The organism is Sphingobium sp. CFD-2 (genome assembly GCF_024611135.1).
GTDB classification, from domain to species: domain Bacteria; phylum Pseudomonadota; class Alphaproteobacteria; order Sphingomonadales; family Sphingomonadaceae; genus Sphingobium; species Sphingobium fuliginis.
Window position 1 is genome coordinate 132,900 of sequence record NZ_CP084408.1, and the last position, 15,979, is coordinate 148,878.

At 60.8% G+C, this 15,979-nt stretch carries 21 protein-coding genes and 2 pseudogenes; 14 read left to right on the forward strand and 9 right to left on the reverse strand.

Annotated elements, in window-relative coordinates; translation table 11 throughout:
* Positions 1-15: 15 nt before the first annotated feature.
* The 3 genes from LDB29_RS27830 to hmpA are packed head-to-tail and all read left to right on the forward strand — an operon-like array spanning position 16 to position 2,014.
* Positions 16-495, forward strand: coding sequence for a group III truncated hemoglobin (locus LDB29_RS27830; protein ID WP_020820530.1), 480 nt, complete (start codon positions 16-18; stop codon positions 493-495).
* Complete coding sequence (locus tag LDB29_RS27835) at positions 488-763, forward strand: DUF1971 domain-containing protein (protein ID WP_020820531.1); 276 nt, start codon at positions 488-490, stop codon at positions 761-763. Before LDB29_RS27830 ends, LDB29_RS27835 begins: the two co-directional genes overlap by 8 nt.
* A 39-nt stretch (positions 764-802) precedes the next feature.
* Complete coding sequence (hmpA, locus tag LDB29_RS27840; protein ID WP_004206960.1) at positions 803-2,014, forward strand: NO-inducible flavohemoprotein; 1,212 nt, start codon at positions 803-805, stop codon at positions 2,012-2,014.
* Between the two features lie 42 nt (positions 2,015-2,056).
* On the opposite strand, the gene LDB29_RS27845 is transcribed toward hmpA, so the two are convergent.
* The 8 genes from LDB29_RS27845 to LDB29_RS27880 form a co-directional block, all read right to left on the reverse strand.
* Complete coding sequence (locus tag LDB29_RS27845; protein ID WP_257558601.1) at positions 2,057-2,302, reverse strand: hypothetical protein; 246 nt, start codon at positions 2,300-2,302, stop codon at positions 2,057-2,059.
* 17 nt (positions 2,303-2,319) lie between these two features.
* A complete protein-coding gene (locus LDB29_RS27850; RefSeq protein ID WP_257558603.1) occupies positions 2,320-3,015 on the reverse strand; it encodes a superoxide dismutase in 696 nt (231 codons plus the stop codon).
* Positions 2,988-3,188: a hypothetical protein gene (locus LDB29_RS27855; protein ID WP_021318857.1), complete on the reverse strand. Its 201-nt coding sequence runs from the start codon at positions 3,186-3,188 to the stop codon at positions 2,988-2,990. The genes LDB29_RS27850 and LDB29_RS27855 overlap by 28 nt, the downstream gene beginning before the upstream one ends.
* Complete coding sequence (locus LDB29_RS27860; protein WP_020820534.1) at positions 3,185-3,583, reverse strand: hypothetical protein; 399 nt, start codon at positions 3,581-3,583, stop codon at positions 3,185-3,187. Before LDB29_RS27860 ends, LDB29_RS27855 begins: the two co-directional genes overlap by 4 nt.
* Positions 3,580-4,257, reverse strand: coding sequence for a carbonic anhydrase (locus tag LDB29_RS27865; RefSeq protein WP_207212391.1), 678 nt, complete (start codon positions 4,255-4,257; stop codon positions 3,580-3,582). The genes LDB29_RS27860 and LDB29_RS27865 overlap by 4 nt, the downstream gene beginning before the upstream one ends.
* Positions 4,254-4,895: a peroxiredoxin gene (locus LDB29_RS27870; RefSeq protein WP_257558610.1), complete on the reverse strand. Its 642-nt coding sequence runs from the start codon at positions 4,893-4,895 to the stop codon at positions 4,254-4,256. The genes LDB29_RS27865 and LDB29_RS27870 overlap by 4 nt, the downstream gene beginning before the upstream one ends.
* A 97-nt stretch (positions 4,896-4,992) precedes the next feature.
* Positions 4,993-5,229, reverse strand: a complete 237-nt coding sequence (locus tag LDB29_RS27875) for a hypothetical protein (RefSeq protein ID WP_129926611.1) — start codon at positions 5,227-5,229, stop codon at positions 4,993-4,995.
* A complete protein-coding gene (locus tag LDB29_RS27880; protein WP_257558617.1) occupies positions 5,226-5,672 on the reverse strand; it encodes a hypothetical protein in 447 nt (148 codons plus the stop codon). The genes LDB29_RS27875 and LDB29_RS27880 overlap by 4 nt, the downstream gene beginning before the upstream one ends.
* 91 nt (positions 5,673-5,763) lie before the next feature.
* Between LDB29_RS27880 and LDB29_RS27885 the strand changes: the two are divergent.
* The 5 genes and pseudogenes from LDB29_RS27885 to LDB29_RS27905 all read left to right on the forward strand — a co-directional run.
* Positions 5,764-6,396, forward strand: a pseudogene (locus LDB29_RS27885) (LysR family transcriptional regulator); the annotation flags it as partial.
* 160 nt (positions 6,397-6,556) lie between these two features.
* The gene (istA, locus tag LDB29_RS27890; protein ID WP_218036328.1) at positions 6,557-8,011 is read left to right on the forward strand and encodes an IS21 family transposase; all 1,455 of its coding nucleotides are present in this window, start codon (positions 6,557-6,559) and stop codon (positions 8,009-8,011) included.
* Entirely contained in the window at positions 8,008-8,775 is a 768-nt protein-coding gene (gene istB / locus LDB29_RS27895; RefSeq protein WP_054944222.1) for an IS21-like element helper ATPase IstB, read from the forward strand. The genes istA and istB overlap by 4 nt, the downstream gene beginning before the upstream one ends.
* A gap of 125 nt (positions 8,776-8,900) precedes the next feature.
* Positions 8,901-9,125: pseudogene (locus LDB29_RS27900) on the forward strand (LysR family transcriptional regulator); the annotation flags it as partial.
* Entirely contained in the window at positions 9,122-9,607 is a 486-nt protein-coding gene (locus tag LDB29_RS27905) for a DUF6306 domain-containing protein (RefSeq protein WP_056379653.1), read from the forward strand. The pseudogene LDB29_RS27900 and the gene LDB29_RS27905, both read left to right, overlap by 4 nt.
* 29 nt (positions 9,608-9,636) lie before the next feature.
* Here LDB29_RS27905 and LDB29_RS27910 read toward each other — a convergent pair whose 3' ends face one another.
* Positions 9,637-10,080 (reverse strand): Rrf2 family transcriptional regulator, encoded by a 444-nt coding sequence (locus LDB29_RS27910; RefSeq protein WP_029986492.1) that lies wholly within the window; start codon positions 10,078-10,080, stop codon positions 9,637-9,639.
* Positions 10,081-10,305: 225 nt separating this feature from the next.
* Between LDB29_RS27910 and LDB29_RS27915 the strand changes: the two genes are divergently transcribed.
* From LDB29_RS27915 to LDB29_RS27940, 6 genes are all read left to right on the forward strand, one after another.
* A complete protein-coding gene (locus LDB29_RS27915) occupies positions 10,306-11,940 on the forward strand; it encodes a nitrite/sulfite reductase (protein WP_100239765.1) in 1,635 nt (544 codons plus the stop codon).
* Positions 11,933-12,373: a DUF934 domain-containing protein gene (locus LDB29_RS27920; protein ID WP_020820542.1), complete on the forward strand. Its 441-nt coding sequence runs from the start codon at positions 11,933-11,935 to the stop codon at positions 12,371-12,373. Before LDB29_RS27915 ends, LDB29_RS27920 begins: the two co-directional genes overlap by 8 nt.
* Before the next feature lie 161 nt (positions 12,374-12,534).
* Positions 12,535-12,864 carry an MHYT domain-containing protein gene (locus tag LDB29_RS27925; protein WP_235181669.1) on the forward strand — a complete coding sequence of 110 codons (330 nt, stop codon included), beginning with the start codon at positions 12,535-12,537 and terminating at the stop codon, positions 12,862-12,864.
* A gap of 402 nt (positions 12,865-13,266) precedes the next feature.
* Entirely contained in the window at positions 13,267-13,536 is a 270-nt protein-coding gene (locus LDB29_RS27930) for a hypothetical protein (protein WP_100239764.1), read from the forward strand.
* A 145-nt stretch (positions 13,537-13,681) separates the two neighbouring features.
* Complete coding sequence (locus LDB29_RS27935) at positions 13,682-15,757, forward strand: FUSC family protein (RefSeq protein WP_257558627.1); 2,076 nt, start codon at positions 13,682-13,684, stop codon at positions 15,755-15,757.
* On the forward strand, positions 15,754-15,978 hold the full coding sequence (locus LDB29_RS27940) for a DUF1656 domain-containing protein (RefSeq protein WP_015449300.1): 225 nt from the start codon (positions 15,754-15,756) through the stop codon (positions 15,976-15,978). Before LDB29_RS27935 ends, LDB29_RS27940 begins: the two co-directional genes overlap by 4 nt.
* Position 15,979 lies beyond the last annotated feature (1 nt).

Here is a 15,979-nt window from a genome sequence, read left to right on the forward strand (position 1 = left end):
GCGCAATCATGATAGATGTATTATATATACATGATTGGAGCGCGAGTCGTGGACGGTGTCTCGAAAATCAGAGAAGAAGAGCTGACTCCTTTGGTGGAGGAATTTTACGCGCGGGTCCGCGCCGACCCCGCGCTTGGGCCGATTTTCAACGATGCGATCGATGACTGGCCGGAGCATCTTGGGAAGCTGACTGCGTTCTGGTCCTCCGTCATGCTCACCAGTGGCCGATACAAGGGGCAACCGGTGCCGGCCCATTTGAAGCATAAGGCCAGGATAACGCCCGCGCTGTTCGAGCGGTGGTTCGCACTCTGGGTTCAAACGACCAATGACAGGATGACGCCCGAAGCGGCAGCGGCGCTACAAGCGAAGGCGCGGCGCATCGCCGAGAGCCTGCAACTGGCGATGTTCTTCCAACTGGAGGAACGGAGTGCTGCATCGGTCGCCAACGCGGAACGTAAGGATGCCATCGAGCGACCAGGGCAAACCCATGGCTGAAATCTTGCCTTACCGTTCCACGCCGGTGTTCAACCAGGACACTCTGCCGGCTGCCTTGCGCGCGCGACATGACACGAAGGCTGGTGTTTGGGGCGTGATCCGGGTTTTCGAGGGCGAACTCCGGCTAACCTACCTCGAGCCACCTTCGGAGATCGTCCTGACGCCTGACCAGCCTGGCTTGATTCTCCCTCAGCAACCGCATTTCGTAACGCCGACAGGGCCGATGAAGATGCAGGTGGATTTTTACGATCACATTCCCAAGCTCTGACATTCCGGGATTTTCAACGCATTCAAAAAGGAGAAGTTGATGACGCAGCCCCTCAGCGATCAGACCATTGCGCTCGTCAAGGCGACCGTCCCCGCGCTCGAAGCGCATGGCCTCGACATCGTGAACGAGATGTATTCCCGGATGTTCCAGAACCCGAACATTCGCGACCTTTTCAACCAATCGCACCATGGTGATGCCGGTTCGCAGCCGCGGGCACTGACCGGCGCCATTCTCGCCTATGCGAGCAACATCGAAAATCTCGGTGCGCTTGCCCCGGCGGTCGAGCGGATCGCGCAGAAGCATGTTGGCCTGCAAATTCTGCCCGAACATTATCCGCACGTTGCCGAGGCGCTCCTGGGGGCGATCAAGGCGGTGCTGGGGGATGCGGCCACCGATGAAATTCTCGCTGCCTGGGGCGAAGCCTACTGGTTCCTGGCCAACATCCTGATCGCCCGCGAGCAGCGAGTCTACTCAGAACAGAAGGACGCGACCGGCGGATGGAATGGCTGGCGCGATTTTCGCGTCGAGGACGTCGTGCGTGAGAGCAGCGTCATCAATTCCTTCGTTCTGCGCCCCGTTGATGGCGGGGCCGTCATGCGGCACAAGCCCGGGCAATATCTGACCTTCTGGCTTGAAATTCCGGGACATCCGCCAGTCAAGCGCAACTATTCGATTTCAGCAGCCCCCAACGGCGAAACCTATCGCATTTCGGTCAAGCGTGAGCCGCTTGGTCTTGCGTCAGGCTGGCTTCATGATGAAGCCAAGCCGGGCACGGTGCTCAAAGTTGCCGCGCCTGCAGGCGAATTCTTCCTGGCAGCGCATGTCGAACGCCCGGTGATCCTCCTGTCGGGCGGCGTGGGGCTGACCCCGATGGTGGCGATGCTCGAAACGCTTGCTGAGGGCGAGGCGGGAGTCCCCGTGCACTATGTCCACGGAACTCATGACCGCGATACCCACGCAATGCGTGATCATGTTCGCGCTGTCGCTGGGCGGGGCAAGTCAATCACCGTCACCGATTTTCATCAGACCCCGCTCGAAGATGAAGTCGCAGGACGGGATTATGACGTCGCCGGCATCATTACCGATGAATGGCTGGTCGCCAACACGCCTGTAGGTGAGGCCGATTACTATATCTGCGGACCACGCCCGTTTCTGCGGCACGCCGTCTCGACCTTGTCGCTGGCTGGCGTCCCATCCGACCGCATTCATTACGAATTCTTCGGTCCGGCGGACGAATTGCTCGCCGCCTGACTGAGCGCGGAGAAGGGCGACATCGCCCTTCTCCGCGTCTACTCAAACCGCCATGTCGGCGTGATCTCGGACTTCTGGACGCACTTGGGCGTCAGCGACAGGTTCCTCGACGAGAATCGCGAACTTGGCACCCTTGTAATAGATGCTGGGCCGATGCCAGGCCCGCGTCACGACGACGACCGTTCCGTCGATCTCGATCTCTTCGCCTGCCTGGGGTGACCGCGCGAAGTGAAAACTGCCCCGGGCTGCTGGGGAACTGCTATCGCCAGCCCAAACGTCAACGAGCATTTACTTCTCCTCCTTATTCAACGGGCGGTCTGTGATGGTGGATAGCGCCACGGCTTGCCCTGGCCGATCGCCGCGTCAAACTGCGTTTCGGCGAAGCTCCAATTTGCGAGCCTGTTCCACCAGGACGTGATCCAGCCCGCGCGATCCTGGCGGTAATCGATGTAGTAGGCATGCTCCCACACATCGCAAGCAAGCAGCGGCGTCACCCCTTCCTCAAGGATTGGGCTACCCGCGTCGTGGGTAGAGATCACCTCGAGCTTGTCGCGCTTCGCGATGAGCCAGACCCAACCCGATCCGAAATGGCCCGTTCCTTCAGCGGAAAAACGCTGTCTGAGCGTTTCGAGACTCCCGAATTCGGACGAAATGGCGCTGGCGAGCAGCCCGGCAGGTTTAACCGTTTTCGGCGCCATGCTCTCCCAAAAGAAGCTATGGTTCCATGCCTGGGCTGCATTGTTGAAAACGCCCTTCGCGCCGCTGCCGTGCGCGATACGGATGATTTCCTCGAGCGTGTGGGCCGAGAAATTCTGCTCGGCCAGCAGCCGATTGAGCGTTCCCACGTAGCGTGCGTGATGTTTGCCGTGGTGGATCTCCAGTGTTTCCGCCGAGAGGACGGGCTCGAGATCCTTGGTCCCATAGGGCAGGGGAGGCAATTCGAAGACGAGCCTCTCAAGGTCGGATTGAGCTATTACAGCATTGCGGCTTTGATCAGCCATCGCTTGTCTCCTTGAGCAGAAATAGCGCCGGAAATCGTTTCGGCCGAGGCGTGATGATGCGGCACCATCCGGCGCAGATAAGTCGGTAGGAAGGCCCTGATGATGAGCGCTGCGGGACCATTGCTGATGCAGCCGCACAGGGCGCTGCAATGGTCTTTGGTGAGAACGGTCAATGTGCATAGGACAGCTCCGCCCTTCGCGCATCGAGCGCCGCCATGCACAGGGCGATTGCCTCAACCGGGTGATGGGCTGTCCATTGGCCAAGCTCGCCCACCACGGTGGTTCCCTGGGGGCCGGCTTCGATCCAATAGCCGGATGGCACCAACATAGCGGCAGCGCGGCAAGTCGCCGTGTAGAGCAGTGCCCGAACGTGGTTGCCGTCGTCCTGCAGCCAGACTCCCGGAGCAATAACGGTCAAGCTGCGCAGTGCCGGAAATACGGCCAGCGCAATCCGTGCATCAATGTCGCGATCGGGTTCACTCGCGCCCTTGCAGGCGGAGATGGCGTCGACGAGGCTGTCGTCATGGCCAATCGCCCTCACGCGGCACAGGGCGCGCACGGCGATCATGACGCGCCTGCAATCCGGAGTTTGGGAACTGCCTCATCGGGGTGGCGGCTGACGGGTGAGCAGACCGGTTGGAGAAGGCCGTCTCCAATGGCGTAGACCCAACCGTGAAGCGTTAGCGCAGCGTGCCGCGCCCAGGCCCGAAGAACCAATGGGTTGGCTGCGAGTGCTTTCACCTGGGCGCGGATATTATGTTCGCACAAACGGTCTGCATTGGTATCCGGGGTGCAGCAGACTGTTTGATAGAGCTCACGCACCGGTGCGAGCCAAAGCCCGATCGCGTCGTCCCTGTCCGGTGCCATTGCCGCTTGAATCCCGCCGCACCCGTAATGGCCCACGATGATGATGTGCTCGACCTTCAAAACATCGACCGCGAACTCCAAGGCGGCGGCGAAGTTAGGATCGCTCGGCGTGGCGAGATTGGCGACGTTGCGATGAACAAACATCTCGCCGGGATCGAGATCGACGATTTCGGTGGCCGGCACCCGGCTGTCCGAACAGCCGATCCAGAAGTAGCGTGGCCGCTGCTGGCCTACGAGCCGTTTAAAGAATCCGGGATCGATCAGGGTTTTGGCGTCAGCCCATACGCGGTTGCGGGCCAACAGGTCGGAGAGGCCGCCGTCGTCTGCTCCGTCGGCGGCGGTCTGTCTTTTTCCACTCTCCTCCAATTGCCTCATTGCCCGGGAGCCTGCAGATCGACGACCCGAAGGTAGGGCTTCAGTGTCTTGTAGCCTTGTGGGAACTGCCGGGATGCCTCCTCGTCCGACAGCTTCGGCGATATGACGACCGGCTCGCCAGGTTCCCAGTTGACGGGCGTTGCGATGCTACGGGCATCTGTAAGTTGAAGGCTGTCGATGGCACGGAGAATCTCGGCAAAATTCCGACCGGTCGAAGGCGGGTAGGTCAGGATCAGCCGCACCTTGCGTGACGGATCGATGACGAAGACGGAACGGACAGTGACCGTCGGGTCGCTCTCGGGGTGGATCATGTCGTAGAGCGCCGACACCTTGGTGTTGGCATCCGCGATCATCGGGAAGTCGAGTTTCGTCCCTTGGGTTTCGTGAATGTCGAGCTCCCATTTGTGATGGGCTTCGACCGGATCCACCGAGAGGCCAATGGGTTTGACGTTGCGTTTGTCCCATTCGGACCGGAGCTTGGCAACCTCGCCCAGTTCCGTCGTGCAGACCGGCGTAAAATTCTTGGGATGGCTGAACAGGACACCCCAGCTTTCGCCGAGCCAATCGTGGAAGCTGATGCGACCGTGCGTGCTGTCCTGCTCGAAATCGGGGGCGATCTGCCCGAGCTGAATGGCCATGGGAACTCCTTCATATCGCAGATCTGATGTGGAGATGGACGAAGTATCATACAAACGAATGTTATTATTATTTATCAGCAAAGATATTGGATATAAATTAGCGCCGGGTTCCCGGTCCGAGCCCCACGATCACGAGGAGGGCTATCGGCATGGCGAACAGCACTATCCCGTTGCCGTCCCCTTCGGCGACGAAGCCGTTTTGGCGGAGCAAATCGACAAAAAGGCGGATCGAGACGAAGGCGATGCTTGCGGCGAAAATCAGATAGAGCCCGGACATGGAGGGCGGGCGCTCTGGTCCACGCGCTTGTCGGTCATCATCGTTGTCAGCCTTCACGGCAGCTTTGTCCGTGACGAGGGAGGCGGTTTGCGGCGGCAGGTTTCCTGAAGATTAGGGGCATCTTCACCCGACGGCTGTCGGTCTTCAGATGACCACAGCGCAATGAAGTCAAACGGAGGGGGCACTTCCTGCCAGGGCTGACGCACTCGGCGATGTGCCGTTTGTTCCCAATCGAGAGAGAGGATCACACCGATACAAACCGCGACCACGAAGACCACCACGGCAACGAAGACATCGTCACTGATCGCACCAGCGTCGTAAAAACTGAAAAGTGCTATGCCTATCCCTAAAACCAGCAACGCCAGCGCTAAGCTGACTTTCCAGATTTCGGCCCGCGGCGGCGGCGGTTCGGGCGTGAAGCGGCCTAAAGGTTTCATCTGAAAGTTCGCCCAAACCGTTGGACGCCTTATGGTTGTTGGTGCCTGTCCAGGGTCGATCACACGGGTCTTGCCTTGTGATCCCATCATCGGCCCGCTACCATGAAGCAAGCAAATGAATATTATTGCGCATTAAGCGCAAGGATGATGGCTTATGGATATCAATGTTGCGCGCACATTCTTGGAAGTCGTCAAAACCGGCAGTTTTGTGAACGCTGCGTCGAACCTTCACCTCACGCAGACCGCAGTCAGTGCCCGCATCCGGGTGCTTGAGGACCTGCTCGATCGGCCAGTATTCATCCGCAACAAGGCAGGTGCGAAGCTGACACCGGCGGGCGAGCAGTTTCTGCGCTTTGCAACCACCATGGTGCAGGTCTGGGATCGGGCGCGCCGCGCCGTCGCGCTCCCGCCGGGACGGGAGACCGTGGTAACGGTCGGCGCCGAGCTCAGTCTGTGGAGTCCCTTGCTGCGGCACTGGCTGCTCTGGATGCGTCGGGAATGTCCGGAAATCGCGGTAAGCACCCATATCGACACATCCGAACGCCTGATGGAGCAGGTCCAGGATGGCTCACTCGATATGGCGGTGCTCTATGCCGCGCCGAGCCGTCCGGGGATCATCGCCGAACTCTTGTTCGAGGAAAAGTTGGTCCTGGTGCGGACCACGCCAACCAGCAGCCCTCTCGCACCGGAAGATCATGTTCAGATCGATTGGGGTGAGGAGTTTGCCGGGAGCTATCACGCCGCTTTCCCGGATCAGCCTAACGCCGTCGTTTCGATAAGCTATGGTGAGAACGGCGGTGCAAAATTAGACCACGGTGGCGGCGGCGAAGTGCTGCTGCGGGCGGCGTAAAAGTCGTCCACTTTGCCTTCTTTGCGCGAGCAGGGAGGGCGTGGAGATATATACCGTGGATCTTTACCTGAAGGTGCGTCTTGCTTGCGCGGGCGGCATGAGCCAGCGTGAGGCGGCGAAGCATTTCAACGTATCGCGCGACACGGTCCGCAAGATGCTGTCGTATTCGGAGCCCCCCGGTTACCGCCGGACGGCGGCGGTGCGGCGGCCCAAGCTGGAAGCGTTCGTTCCGATCATCGATGCATGGCTTGATGGTGACCGTCAGGTTCCGCGCAAGCAGCGTCATACGGCGAAGCGGGTATTTGACCGCCTTCGCGAAGAGCACGGTTTCACCGGCGGCTACACGATCATCAAGGATTACATCCGACAGCGCGAGCAGCGCAGCCGGGAGATGTTCGTGCCGCTGGCGCATGCGCCCGGCCATGCCCAGGCAGATTTTGGTGAGGCCATGGTCGAGATCGGCGGTGTTGTGCAGAAGGCGCATTTCTTCGTGCTCGATCTACCGCACAGCGACGCCTGCTACGTGCGCGCCTATCCCGCTGCCGTTGCCGAGGCATGGATGGACGGCCACGTGCACGCCTTCGCGTTTTTCGGCGCGGTGCCGCTGTCGATCGTCTACGATAACGACCGCTGCCTGGTCTCGAAGATCCTGCCCGACGGCACGAGGCAGCGCGCCCGGCTGTTCAGCGGCTTCCTGTCGCATTACCTGATCCGCGATCGTTACGGCCGTCCCGGCAGGGGGAACGACAAAGGCAGTGTTGAAGGGCTGGTCGGTTATGCTCGCCGCAACTTCATGGTGCCGATCCCCCGGTTCGCGACGTGGGAGGCGTTCAACCTGTGGCTCGAGGAGCAATGCCGCAAGCGTCAGAACGACCGGCTGCGGGGCGAGAGCGAGACGATCGGCGAGAGGCTGAAGCGCGATCTGGCGGCGATGCAGGAACTGCCGGCTGCCCCGTTCGAGGCTTGTGACCAGACCAGCGGCCAGGTCTCGTCGCAGGCGCTGGTGCGTTACCGGACCAATGATTACTCGGTGCCGGTGCGCTTCGGCCATCAGGAGGTATGGATCCGGGGCTATGTCGGCGAGGTGGTGATCGGCTGCCGGGGCGAGGTCATTGCCCGTCATGTGCGCAGCTACGAGCGCGAGGACGTGATCTTCGATCCCATCCATTACCTTCCCCTGATCGAACAGAAGATCAATGCGCTCGATCAGGCAGCGCCCCTGCAAGGCTGGCACCTGCCCGAAGCGTTTGCAACGCTGCGCCGCCTCATGGAAGCTCGTATGGGCAAGCATGGTCGGCGCGAGTATGTGCAGGTGCTGCGTCTGCTGGAGAGCTTCACGCTTGCCGATCTGCATGCGGCCGTAAAGCAGGCTCTCGATATCGGGGCGATCGGCTTTGATGCCGTGAAGCATCTCCTGCTGTGCCGGGTGGAGCGCCGACCACCCCGATTGGACATGGCGATCTATCCCTATCTGCCCAGAGCCAGGGTGGAGACGACATCGGCGCGCTCCTACATGCAGTTGCTCTCGGGCGATGCGAAGGATGCGGCATGAGCAGTCCGTCCCCCGAGCTGTTACTGGCCAGCCACCTCAAGACGCTCAAGCTACCAACCTTCCTGCGCGAGCATGACAAGCTGGCCCGGCGATGCGCGGCCGAGGGCGCAGATCACGTCCGCTACCTTGCCCGGCTTGTCGAACTGGAGCTGATCGACCGGGAACGCCGGATGGTCGAGCGCCGGATCAAGGCTGCGAAGTTCCCGGCCGCCAAGAGCCTCGACAGCTTCGACTTTGCCGCGATCCCCAAGCTCAACAAGATGCAGGTGCTGGAACTGGCACGCTGCGACTGGATCAACCGCCGCGAGAACGTCATAGCCCTTGGTCCCTCGGGAACCGGCAAGACCCATGTGGCGATCGGCCTCGGCCTTGCCGCCTGCCAGAAGGGCCTGACGGTCGGCTTCACCACCGCGTCCGCGCTGGTCAGCGCGATGATGGAGGCACGCGACGAACGCCGCCTTCTGCGCCTCCACAAGCAAATGGCCGGATACAAGCTCCTCATCATCGATGAACTGGGGTTCGTGCCGCTCTCGAAAACCGGCGCGGAACTGCTGTTCGAGCTGATCTCGCAGCGTTACGAGCGCGGCTCGACGCTGATCACCAGCAACTTGCCGTTCGACGAGTGGACCGAAACGTTCGGCTCCGAGCGCCTGACAGGCGCGCTCCTCGACCGGCTTACCCACCACGTCTCCATACTCGAGATGAACGGAGAGAGCTATCGTCTGGCCCAAAGCCAGGCGCGCAAGGCACGCTCCAACCCCTGACAGAAAAGACCATCCGTGTGTTGGCGACCCCCACTCGGGCTACGCCCTCGCGGCGCTCGCCAGCACACGGATCACCCGGCCTGATTTTGCGCCGCCCAATGGCCGACTTTTACTCCGCCGTTGACAGCTATGGTCCGCTCGCGCTCGATTATATCCTGGCGACAGGGGGTAGCGGCTATTTTCGCAAAGGCTTCATCCGCTCCTATCTCGAGGAAGGCCGCCTCGCTCTCGTCCCCGGAAGTCCTGAATTTTCGTACTCGGCCTATGTCGTCCACAGCACAAAGGCCGACCCGGGCGTGATGGACCGCATTCGTGCCGGCCTCAAGGCGGCCGCGGCGATTACAGCATGACCGTGAACGAACCATCCTCGCCCGTTTGTTACGCCAGCGAAGCCGATGACATTTACATGGGCTTTGCCGGTCGCGAGGAGATCCTCGCGGCGCTCCACGAACTGCTGGAAGCCGAACGGGCCGGCGCCCGCGTCGCCCTCGCCAGCACCAAGTCGGCGAACGATCCCGACTACGCCGAACTGATGCGATCGGTCCGTGCCGACGAAGCACGTTGGTGCGCGATGCTCTCGAGGCAGATCAGGCGATTGGGCGCAGCGCCCTCACGCAAGACCGGCGCCTTTTACAAGAAGGCGTTGGCAATCCCTGATCCGCTTGAAAGGCTCGCCTTTCTCAACCGCGGACAAGCCTGGGTGGTTCGCAAACTGGAATCTCTGACCCCTAGGGTTCGTGACGAGGCATTGCATGCCGATCTTCGCGAGATGCTCGAGAGCCATCGCGTCAACATCGACCGCGCCGCAGCGCATCTTGAAGCGGAGCATTGACCTGCGCGGAAATCCGTAGGCTGTATCATTTAGTCCATGCCGACGCCGAGCGGTGATTGGCGGTTAATCAGCCGCTTCATGGCCTCACGATCGGACAGGAGATCGGAAATCCGGTAGGTATCGAATACCGCCATCATCGCCTGCATGCCTTGCGCCAGCACGCCGGTCAGTCCACATGCGGGAGACAGCGCACACCCGGAACAATCTGCGAGTTGGAAGCCTTCCTCGGTGCGGCGGACGACCTCGCCGACGGTCATCTCATCCGCTGGTCGGGCGAGACGCATGCCGCCGGCGCGACCGCGAACGGTTTCGATGAAGCCGTCGTGCGCCAGGGCGTTGACGACCTTCATCAGGTGATTGTGGGAGACATCATAAGCCCGCGCGATTTCGCCGATCGAACACAGGCGCTCTTCGTGAAGGGCCAGGTGAATCAAGACCCGCAGTGAATAATCCGTGTAGCGTGTCAGCCGCACGCAGAACTCCCGAGAACCAATCTGCAACACCATACCTGTATGTCACAGACATGTTAAGGCCGGGATCGCCCTCGAGCCGGCTTGCAACGATCGGCCCATGGTTGTTGGCCTGCAGCGACCGGCCTTATCGAGCAATTATTTTGATGTATCGCTGCATTAAAAGTCATTTTGTGCATGAGTGCTCGTGATGCCATCCTGATGTCCCCTTGGGCGTGAGAGGCTGATATGTACAAATACGACGAGTATGATCAGGCCATGGTCGATGCCCGGGTCGAAGAGTTTCGCGACCAGACGCGCCGTCGGATCGAAGGCCATCTCAGCGAAGACCAGTTCAAGCCTCTGCGGCTCAAGAATGGGCTCTACCTGCAACTGCACGCTTATATGCTGCGCGTAGCGGTGCCTTACGGCACGCTCAATTCGCGGCAAATGCGCAAGCTGGCGCATATCGCGCGCAAATATGACCGAGGCTACGGTCATTTCACGACACGACAGAACATCCAATATAACTGGATCAAACTGGCGGATGCGCCCGACATCCTCGCTGAGCTCGCGACGGTGGAAATGCACGCCATCCAGACGAGCGGCGAGAGCATTCGCAACCTGTCGGCGGATCATTATGCTGGAGCTGCTCCCGACGAGATATGCGATCCGCGGCCCTGGGCCGAACTGATCCGCCAGGCCACGACGTTCCATCCAGAATTCAGTTATCTGCCGCGCAAGTTCAAGATCGCAGTGATCGCCGCGCAGGAAGACCGTGCCGCGCTGCGCTGGCACGACTGTGCACTGCGCATCATCAAGAACGAGAGCGGTGAGCAGGGGTTCGAGGTCTATGCTGGCGGCGGTATGGGGCGCACGCCGATTATCGCTTTCCCGATCAGGACGTTCTGTCCGGCAGGCCAGATCTTTTCCTATATCCAGGCGATCCTGCGGGTGTGGAACCGGCATGCGCGGCGCGACAACATCCACAAGCAGAGGATGAAGATCCTTGTTCATGAACTGGGGGAAGAAGAGTTCCGCCGTCAGGTGGAGATGGAGTTCGAGCACATCCTGACGCTGGGCCGGGATTTTCCGCAGGCCGAGTATGACAGGATTGCCGCCCATTTTGACCCGCCGCCGTTCGAGACCGGGCTTTCCGAGGAGCTCGACCGCTCCGATCCCGACTTCGCGCTATGGGTCGATCGCCAGGTCGCCGCACATAAGGCGCCCGGTTATGCCATCGTCAATATCAGCCTCAAACCCGACGGGGGTATAACCGGCGACATTTCAGCCGAGCAGATGGAGCTCGTGGCCGACCTTGCCGAACGCTACAGCTTCGATGACCTGCGCTCGACGCATGTCCAGAATCTCGTGCTGCCCCATGTGCGCAAGCGGGATCTTCATGCGGTCTGGCAGGCGCTGGACGCGGCGGGGCTGGCAAGCGTCAATCTCGGCCTCGTCACGGACATCATCGCTTGTCCCGGACTCGATTATTGCAGCCTGGCCAACGCGCGTTCGATACCCGTCGCCCAACAGATCGCAGAGCGCTTTGCCGATCTCGATCGTCAGCTCGACCTCGGCGAACTCAAGATCAAGATTTCGGGCTGCATCAACGCCTGCGGTCATCACCACGCGGCCCATATCGGTATCCTTGGTGTCGATCGTAAGGGCACAGAGAACTACCAGTTGCTGCTTGGCGGGTCCGGGGCCGAGGATGTTTCGCAGGCCAAGATCACCGGGCCGGGCTTCGACGAGACCGGGATCGTCGATGCCGTCGAACGCACGATCGAACGCTATCGTGAGATTCGCGAGCCAGGTGAACGCTTTCTCGATTGCTATCGCCGCGTTGGCATGGATCCGTTCAAGGAGGCTATTTATGGGTGATCCGTTACGCTTCCGGGACGATCCGGCACCGGATGAGCCGGGAGTTTCCCTGGATGCGTTTCTCAATCAGAAGGACGCAACCTCAGTGCTTCTCGAGGCGGGCGATGATGTCCGCGCCTTGTTACCCGAACTTGGCCGCGTGCGGCTCGTCGAGATCGACTTTCCGCGGTTTCGCGACGGGCGTGGTTTTTCCAGCGCAAGCATATTGCGCGAGGCGGGCTACACAGGCGAAATCCGCGCGATCGGTGACGTGCTCATTGATCTCGTATTCTTTATGCGGCGTTGCGGCTTCGACAGCTTCGAGCCCGACGCCCCCTTTCATCCGGGTGCCGTCGATGCTGCGCTGAGCCGCTACCCTGACGTCTATCAGTCCGCGACAGATGGGCGAGTACCGATTTGGGCGCTGCGGCATCCCCAATTCGCCACGGAATGAAGGCAGTTCCTTCCTCTGGTTTGGACGGTAGTTCGGCACCTGGCGCGCGCACCATATATTAACCAGACCATCGTGCCTTGAATGCTGGAAGTGATGAGCGGGGTCCTTGTAAATATATCGCAACACGATATATTGGAACGAAGGGCGCGGAGGGGATGTCGATGGAGGCAGATATGCCGATGTTGCAAATCCTGGTCACGGCTGTCGGCCTGACGTTGGGCAGCTTGCTGGTCGCGATATCGCTGTCCTGTCTGGCTTGGTGGCTGGCCACCCGCGTTCATCATCCGCGCTGGGGCGCGGCTTTTCTGCTCATCATAGTCGGTGGCACCTGGCTGGCTGCGTTAGGGCAAAGTGAGTTCGTGAAGATGGCCACCGTGTTCGCTCTGGTTGGGGCAGGCCTGCTCTATCTGGTAGGCCGGGAAGAACGGGATGGAGGATCTTCGCGCGATACCAAGCCGGGCCGCTCCGCCCTCTCTAAAGGAAAGCACTGATGGCAACGCAGATCTGGATCTATCCTGCCCTCATCGCGGTTCTAGGCCAGAATAGACGGCCGAGCTTTGCTGAAATGCGCAGTTTCGTTCGACGAGCCCGGCGTGAAGCCGCTGCAGCTGGGGGTTCGGACGTAGCACGCCGAGGGAAGGTGCGTCGCCTGATCGAAGCGGCTTTGAAAGCGCCAACTCCTCAGTTGATAGCGGACGAATAGGCGCTTCCTACTCTCGCTTTGCGAACGCCCCTGCGTGCTATGCTGATGCCCCGTTTGCGCGACCTCAGAGTTTTTGCGCTTAACCTGCAAAAACATTCGTTTGCGACGCAGTGCGCATTCTTTCACCCTGCTTCTATCAAACCATGAAGATAGCTGGTTGCGAGCGAGCATCGACAGGAGAGGATGCCGCATGAAGAGGTTTATGTCGGGCGACCCTGCTACACAGGCCGTTTTTACATGGTCGCGGGCTCTGTGGACGCTTCTGTTCGCTGGGCTCGCCTTTGCTCTCTATTGCCTCAGCGAATATCGCCTCCTCAGTGAGGAGCAGACTATGCTGCTGATTTTCCTCGCCGTACCGATCGCCGCATTCTTTGTGTCGGGCAAAGGGCAGGACATGTCTGATGGTTCGAACAAGACAGACCAGGGCACCAATTCGCGCGCGTCCACAAGAAAGAATTAAACGCAAAATATTTGCGCTTATCCATTAATATTTTGATTTACGGTTTAGGGCGCTGGCTCGGTTAAAGAGCTTTCTCATATCCATGGGAGGTAATGACCACGGTCGCTGTCGATCGTGACAATCCCGTTTGTCATGGTTGTCAGTGATGCTTGTTGCGTTTGCAGGCGGGAAACGCCTGCCAGCCTCTCCCTTGGTGGTTGACCCCCAGAAGCTGCTCTTCTCGCTCAGCAGCTTGCTGGCGGCAGCCGCTACGTTGGCCATAGCCTTCTCAGCCAGTTTGCCGCGCCCCTGGTGGGCTCTGTTGACGGTATACGTTACCGCTCAACCCATGGCCGGTGCCTTTCGGCCCAAGGTTCTCTACCGTCTGGGCGGCATACTAACCGGTGCCGCTGTCACGATCCTGCTCGTTCCCAACTTGCAGAACTCGCCCGAACTTCTGGTCTTGTGCCTCGCGGCCTGGACAGGTTTCTGCATCTATCTTGCGGTTCTTGATCGCACCCCGCGTGCTTTCCTGTTCCAGATGGCGGCGTTCAGCTCAGCGGTGATCAGCTTTCCGTATCTCGATGATCCGGGGAATATTTTCGAAACCACGGCCGCGAGGGTGCAGGAGATGACGGTTGCTATCCTGTGCGTGACGGCGGTTCATGCGCTGCTCCAACCCTGGAGCGCGACGCCGGCTATTCGCGCCCGTGTCCAATCTTTTTTGGGTCACGCCCGCCGCTGGACGGCAGAGGCGGTTGGCAGTCAACATACCCGTCTCGAGGACGCGCATCGCCGCGCACTGGCGGCGGACGTCACCGAACTCGGCATGATCGCGGTCCATTTGCCGTTCGATCAGCGCTGGGCTCCCGCGACTCGGCGACGGGTTACGGCCTTGCAACAGCAGCTCGCCACCGTCCTGCCACTTGCCTCGGCTGCGGCGAACCGGCTCGACCGCCTTCGCGAAGCTGGCGATCTCCCCCCGGAGCTCGAAGCTTTGCTGGCCGACGTCACCGACTGGCTGGATGATGAGCAAAGCGAGCTGCACCGGGTGGGATCGCTGGTGCGGCGGTGCGAGGCGCTGGCGGCTGCCGCTGAGGCGCGCGGCGACTGGAACGACCTGCTGACCGCGAGCGCCTGCATCCGCATCGCCGAGTTCCTGACCGCATTGGCCGCGAGTCGAAGGCTGGCGGACAGGATCGGGTCACCGGGTCGGCCCAGCGCTAAAATTCTTGCCGCAGAATCCTTTTCGCTTGCCCGCGATCATGGCGTCGCTGCGCTCGCGGGCCTGGCGACCGCCACGGCAATCGGGCTCTATTGCGCCGTCTGGATCCTGCTCGCCTGGCCTAATGGATCGGCGACCGCGGCCTTTGCCGCGCTCATTACCTGTTCTTTTGCCGCACAGGACGATCCCGCGCCGGTGATCGGTCGCTATCTCGTGGCGACGCTCAAGACTTTTCCGTTGGCGGCCCTCTATCTTTTCGTGATCCTGCCCCGGGTCGATGGCTATGAAATGCTGATCGTCACCCTGGCGCCAGCCTTGCTGTGGATGGGCTATATCCAGGCCGATCCCGCACGTTCGCCGCAGGCATTGCCGATGTTCTCCTGCTTCATTGTCGCCATGGGCTTTCTCGCGCGTTTTCAGGCGGATTTTGCACTGTTCATCAACACGGGGTTGGCCCAGCTGGGTGGAATTGTAGCGACGCTTGCCGTCACCCGCATGTTCCGATCGGCCAATGTCCTGTGGACCGCCCGGCGTATCCTGCGCGCGAACTGGGGTGAACTGGCCCTACTTGCGGACATTCGTCGGCCGTTCCGTCCGGACCGCTGGACGGCAAGAGCGGTCGATCGGCTCGGGCAGGTGGCTGCACGCATGGCGGTGGCACCCGCCGGCGATAGACTCCGTGCCGCTGACGGTCTGGCGGACCTCAGGATCGGCCGCAACATCATTCCGATCCGCCGGGCGCTGTCTCATGTCCCGCATAACGTGCGGCACCGCCTGGGCGCGGTACTTGCCGTGCTGGCGGTGTTTTATGGGGATCGCTGGCGCCATGGCCATGCGGATGCTCCGCCGCCCGGCTTGCTCGATCCGATCGACCGGGCCTTGGAAGCGCTTCTCAGCCTGCCGCTCGATGAGCATCGCCGGCCTGCCTTGCGGGCGCTGGTAGGGATGCGCTGCAATCTCTTCCCGACTGCCGCTGCGCCCCATATCGTTTCATCAAGAGCTGGGGAAAGCGCATGATCGAGGAGATCAATGTGCTCGGCGTTTATATGCCGGCGGCGCTCGCCTGGGGCGTGCTGGCCGCGGTGCTCGTCTATATTGTGCGCGGGCTCCTGCAGCGCCTGCCGGGCTATCGACTGCTCTGGCACCCAAGCCTGCTCGAGCTCGCTCTCTTCATTCTGCTGTGGTGGGGCCTGAGCGCGCTCGCCGATAGTGTCCTCTACCGATGGGTCGCGTCTTGAC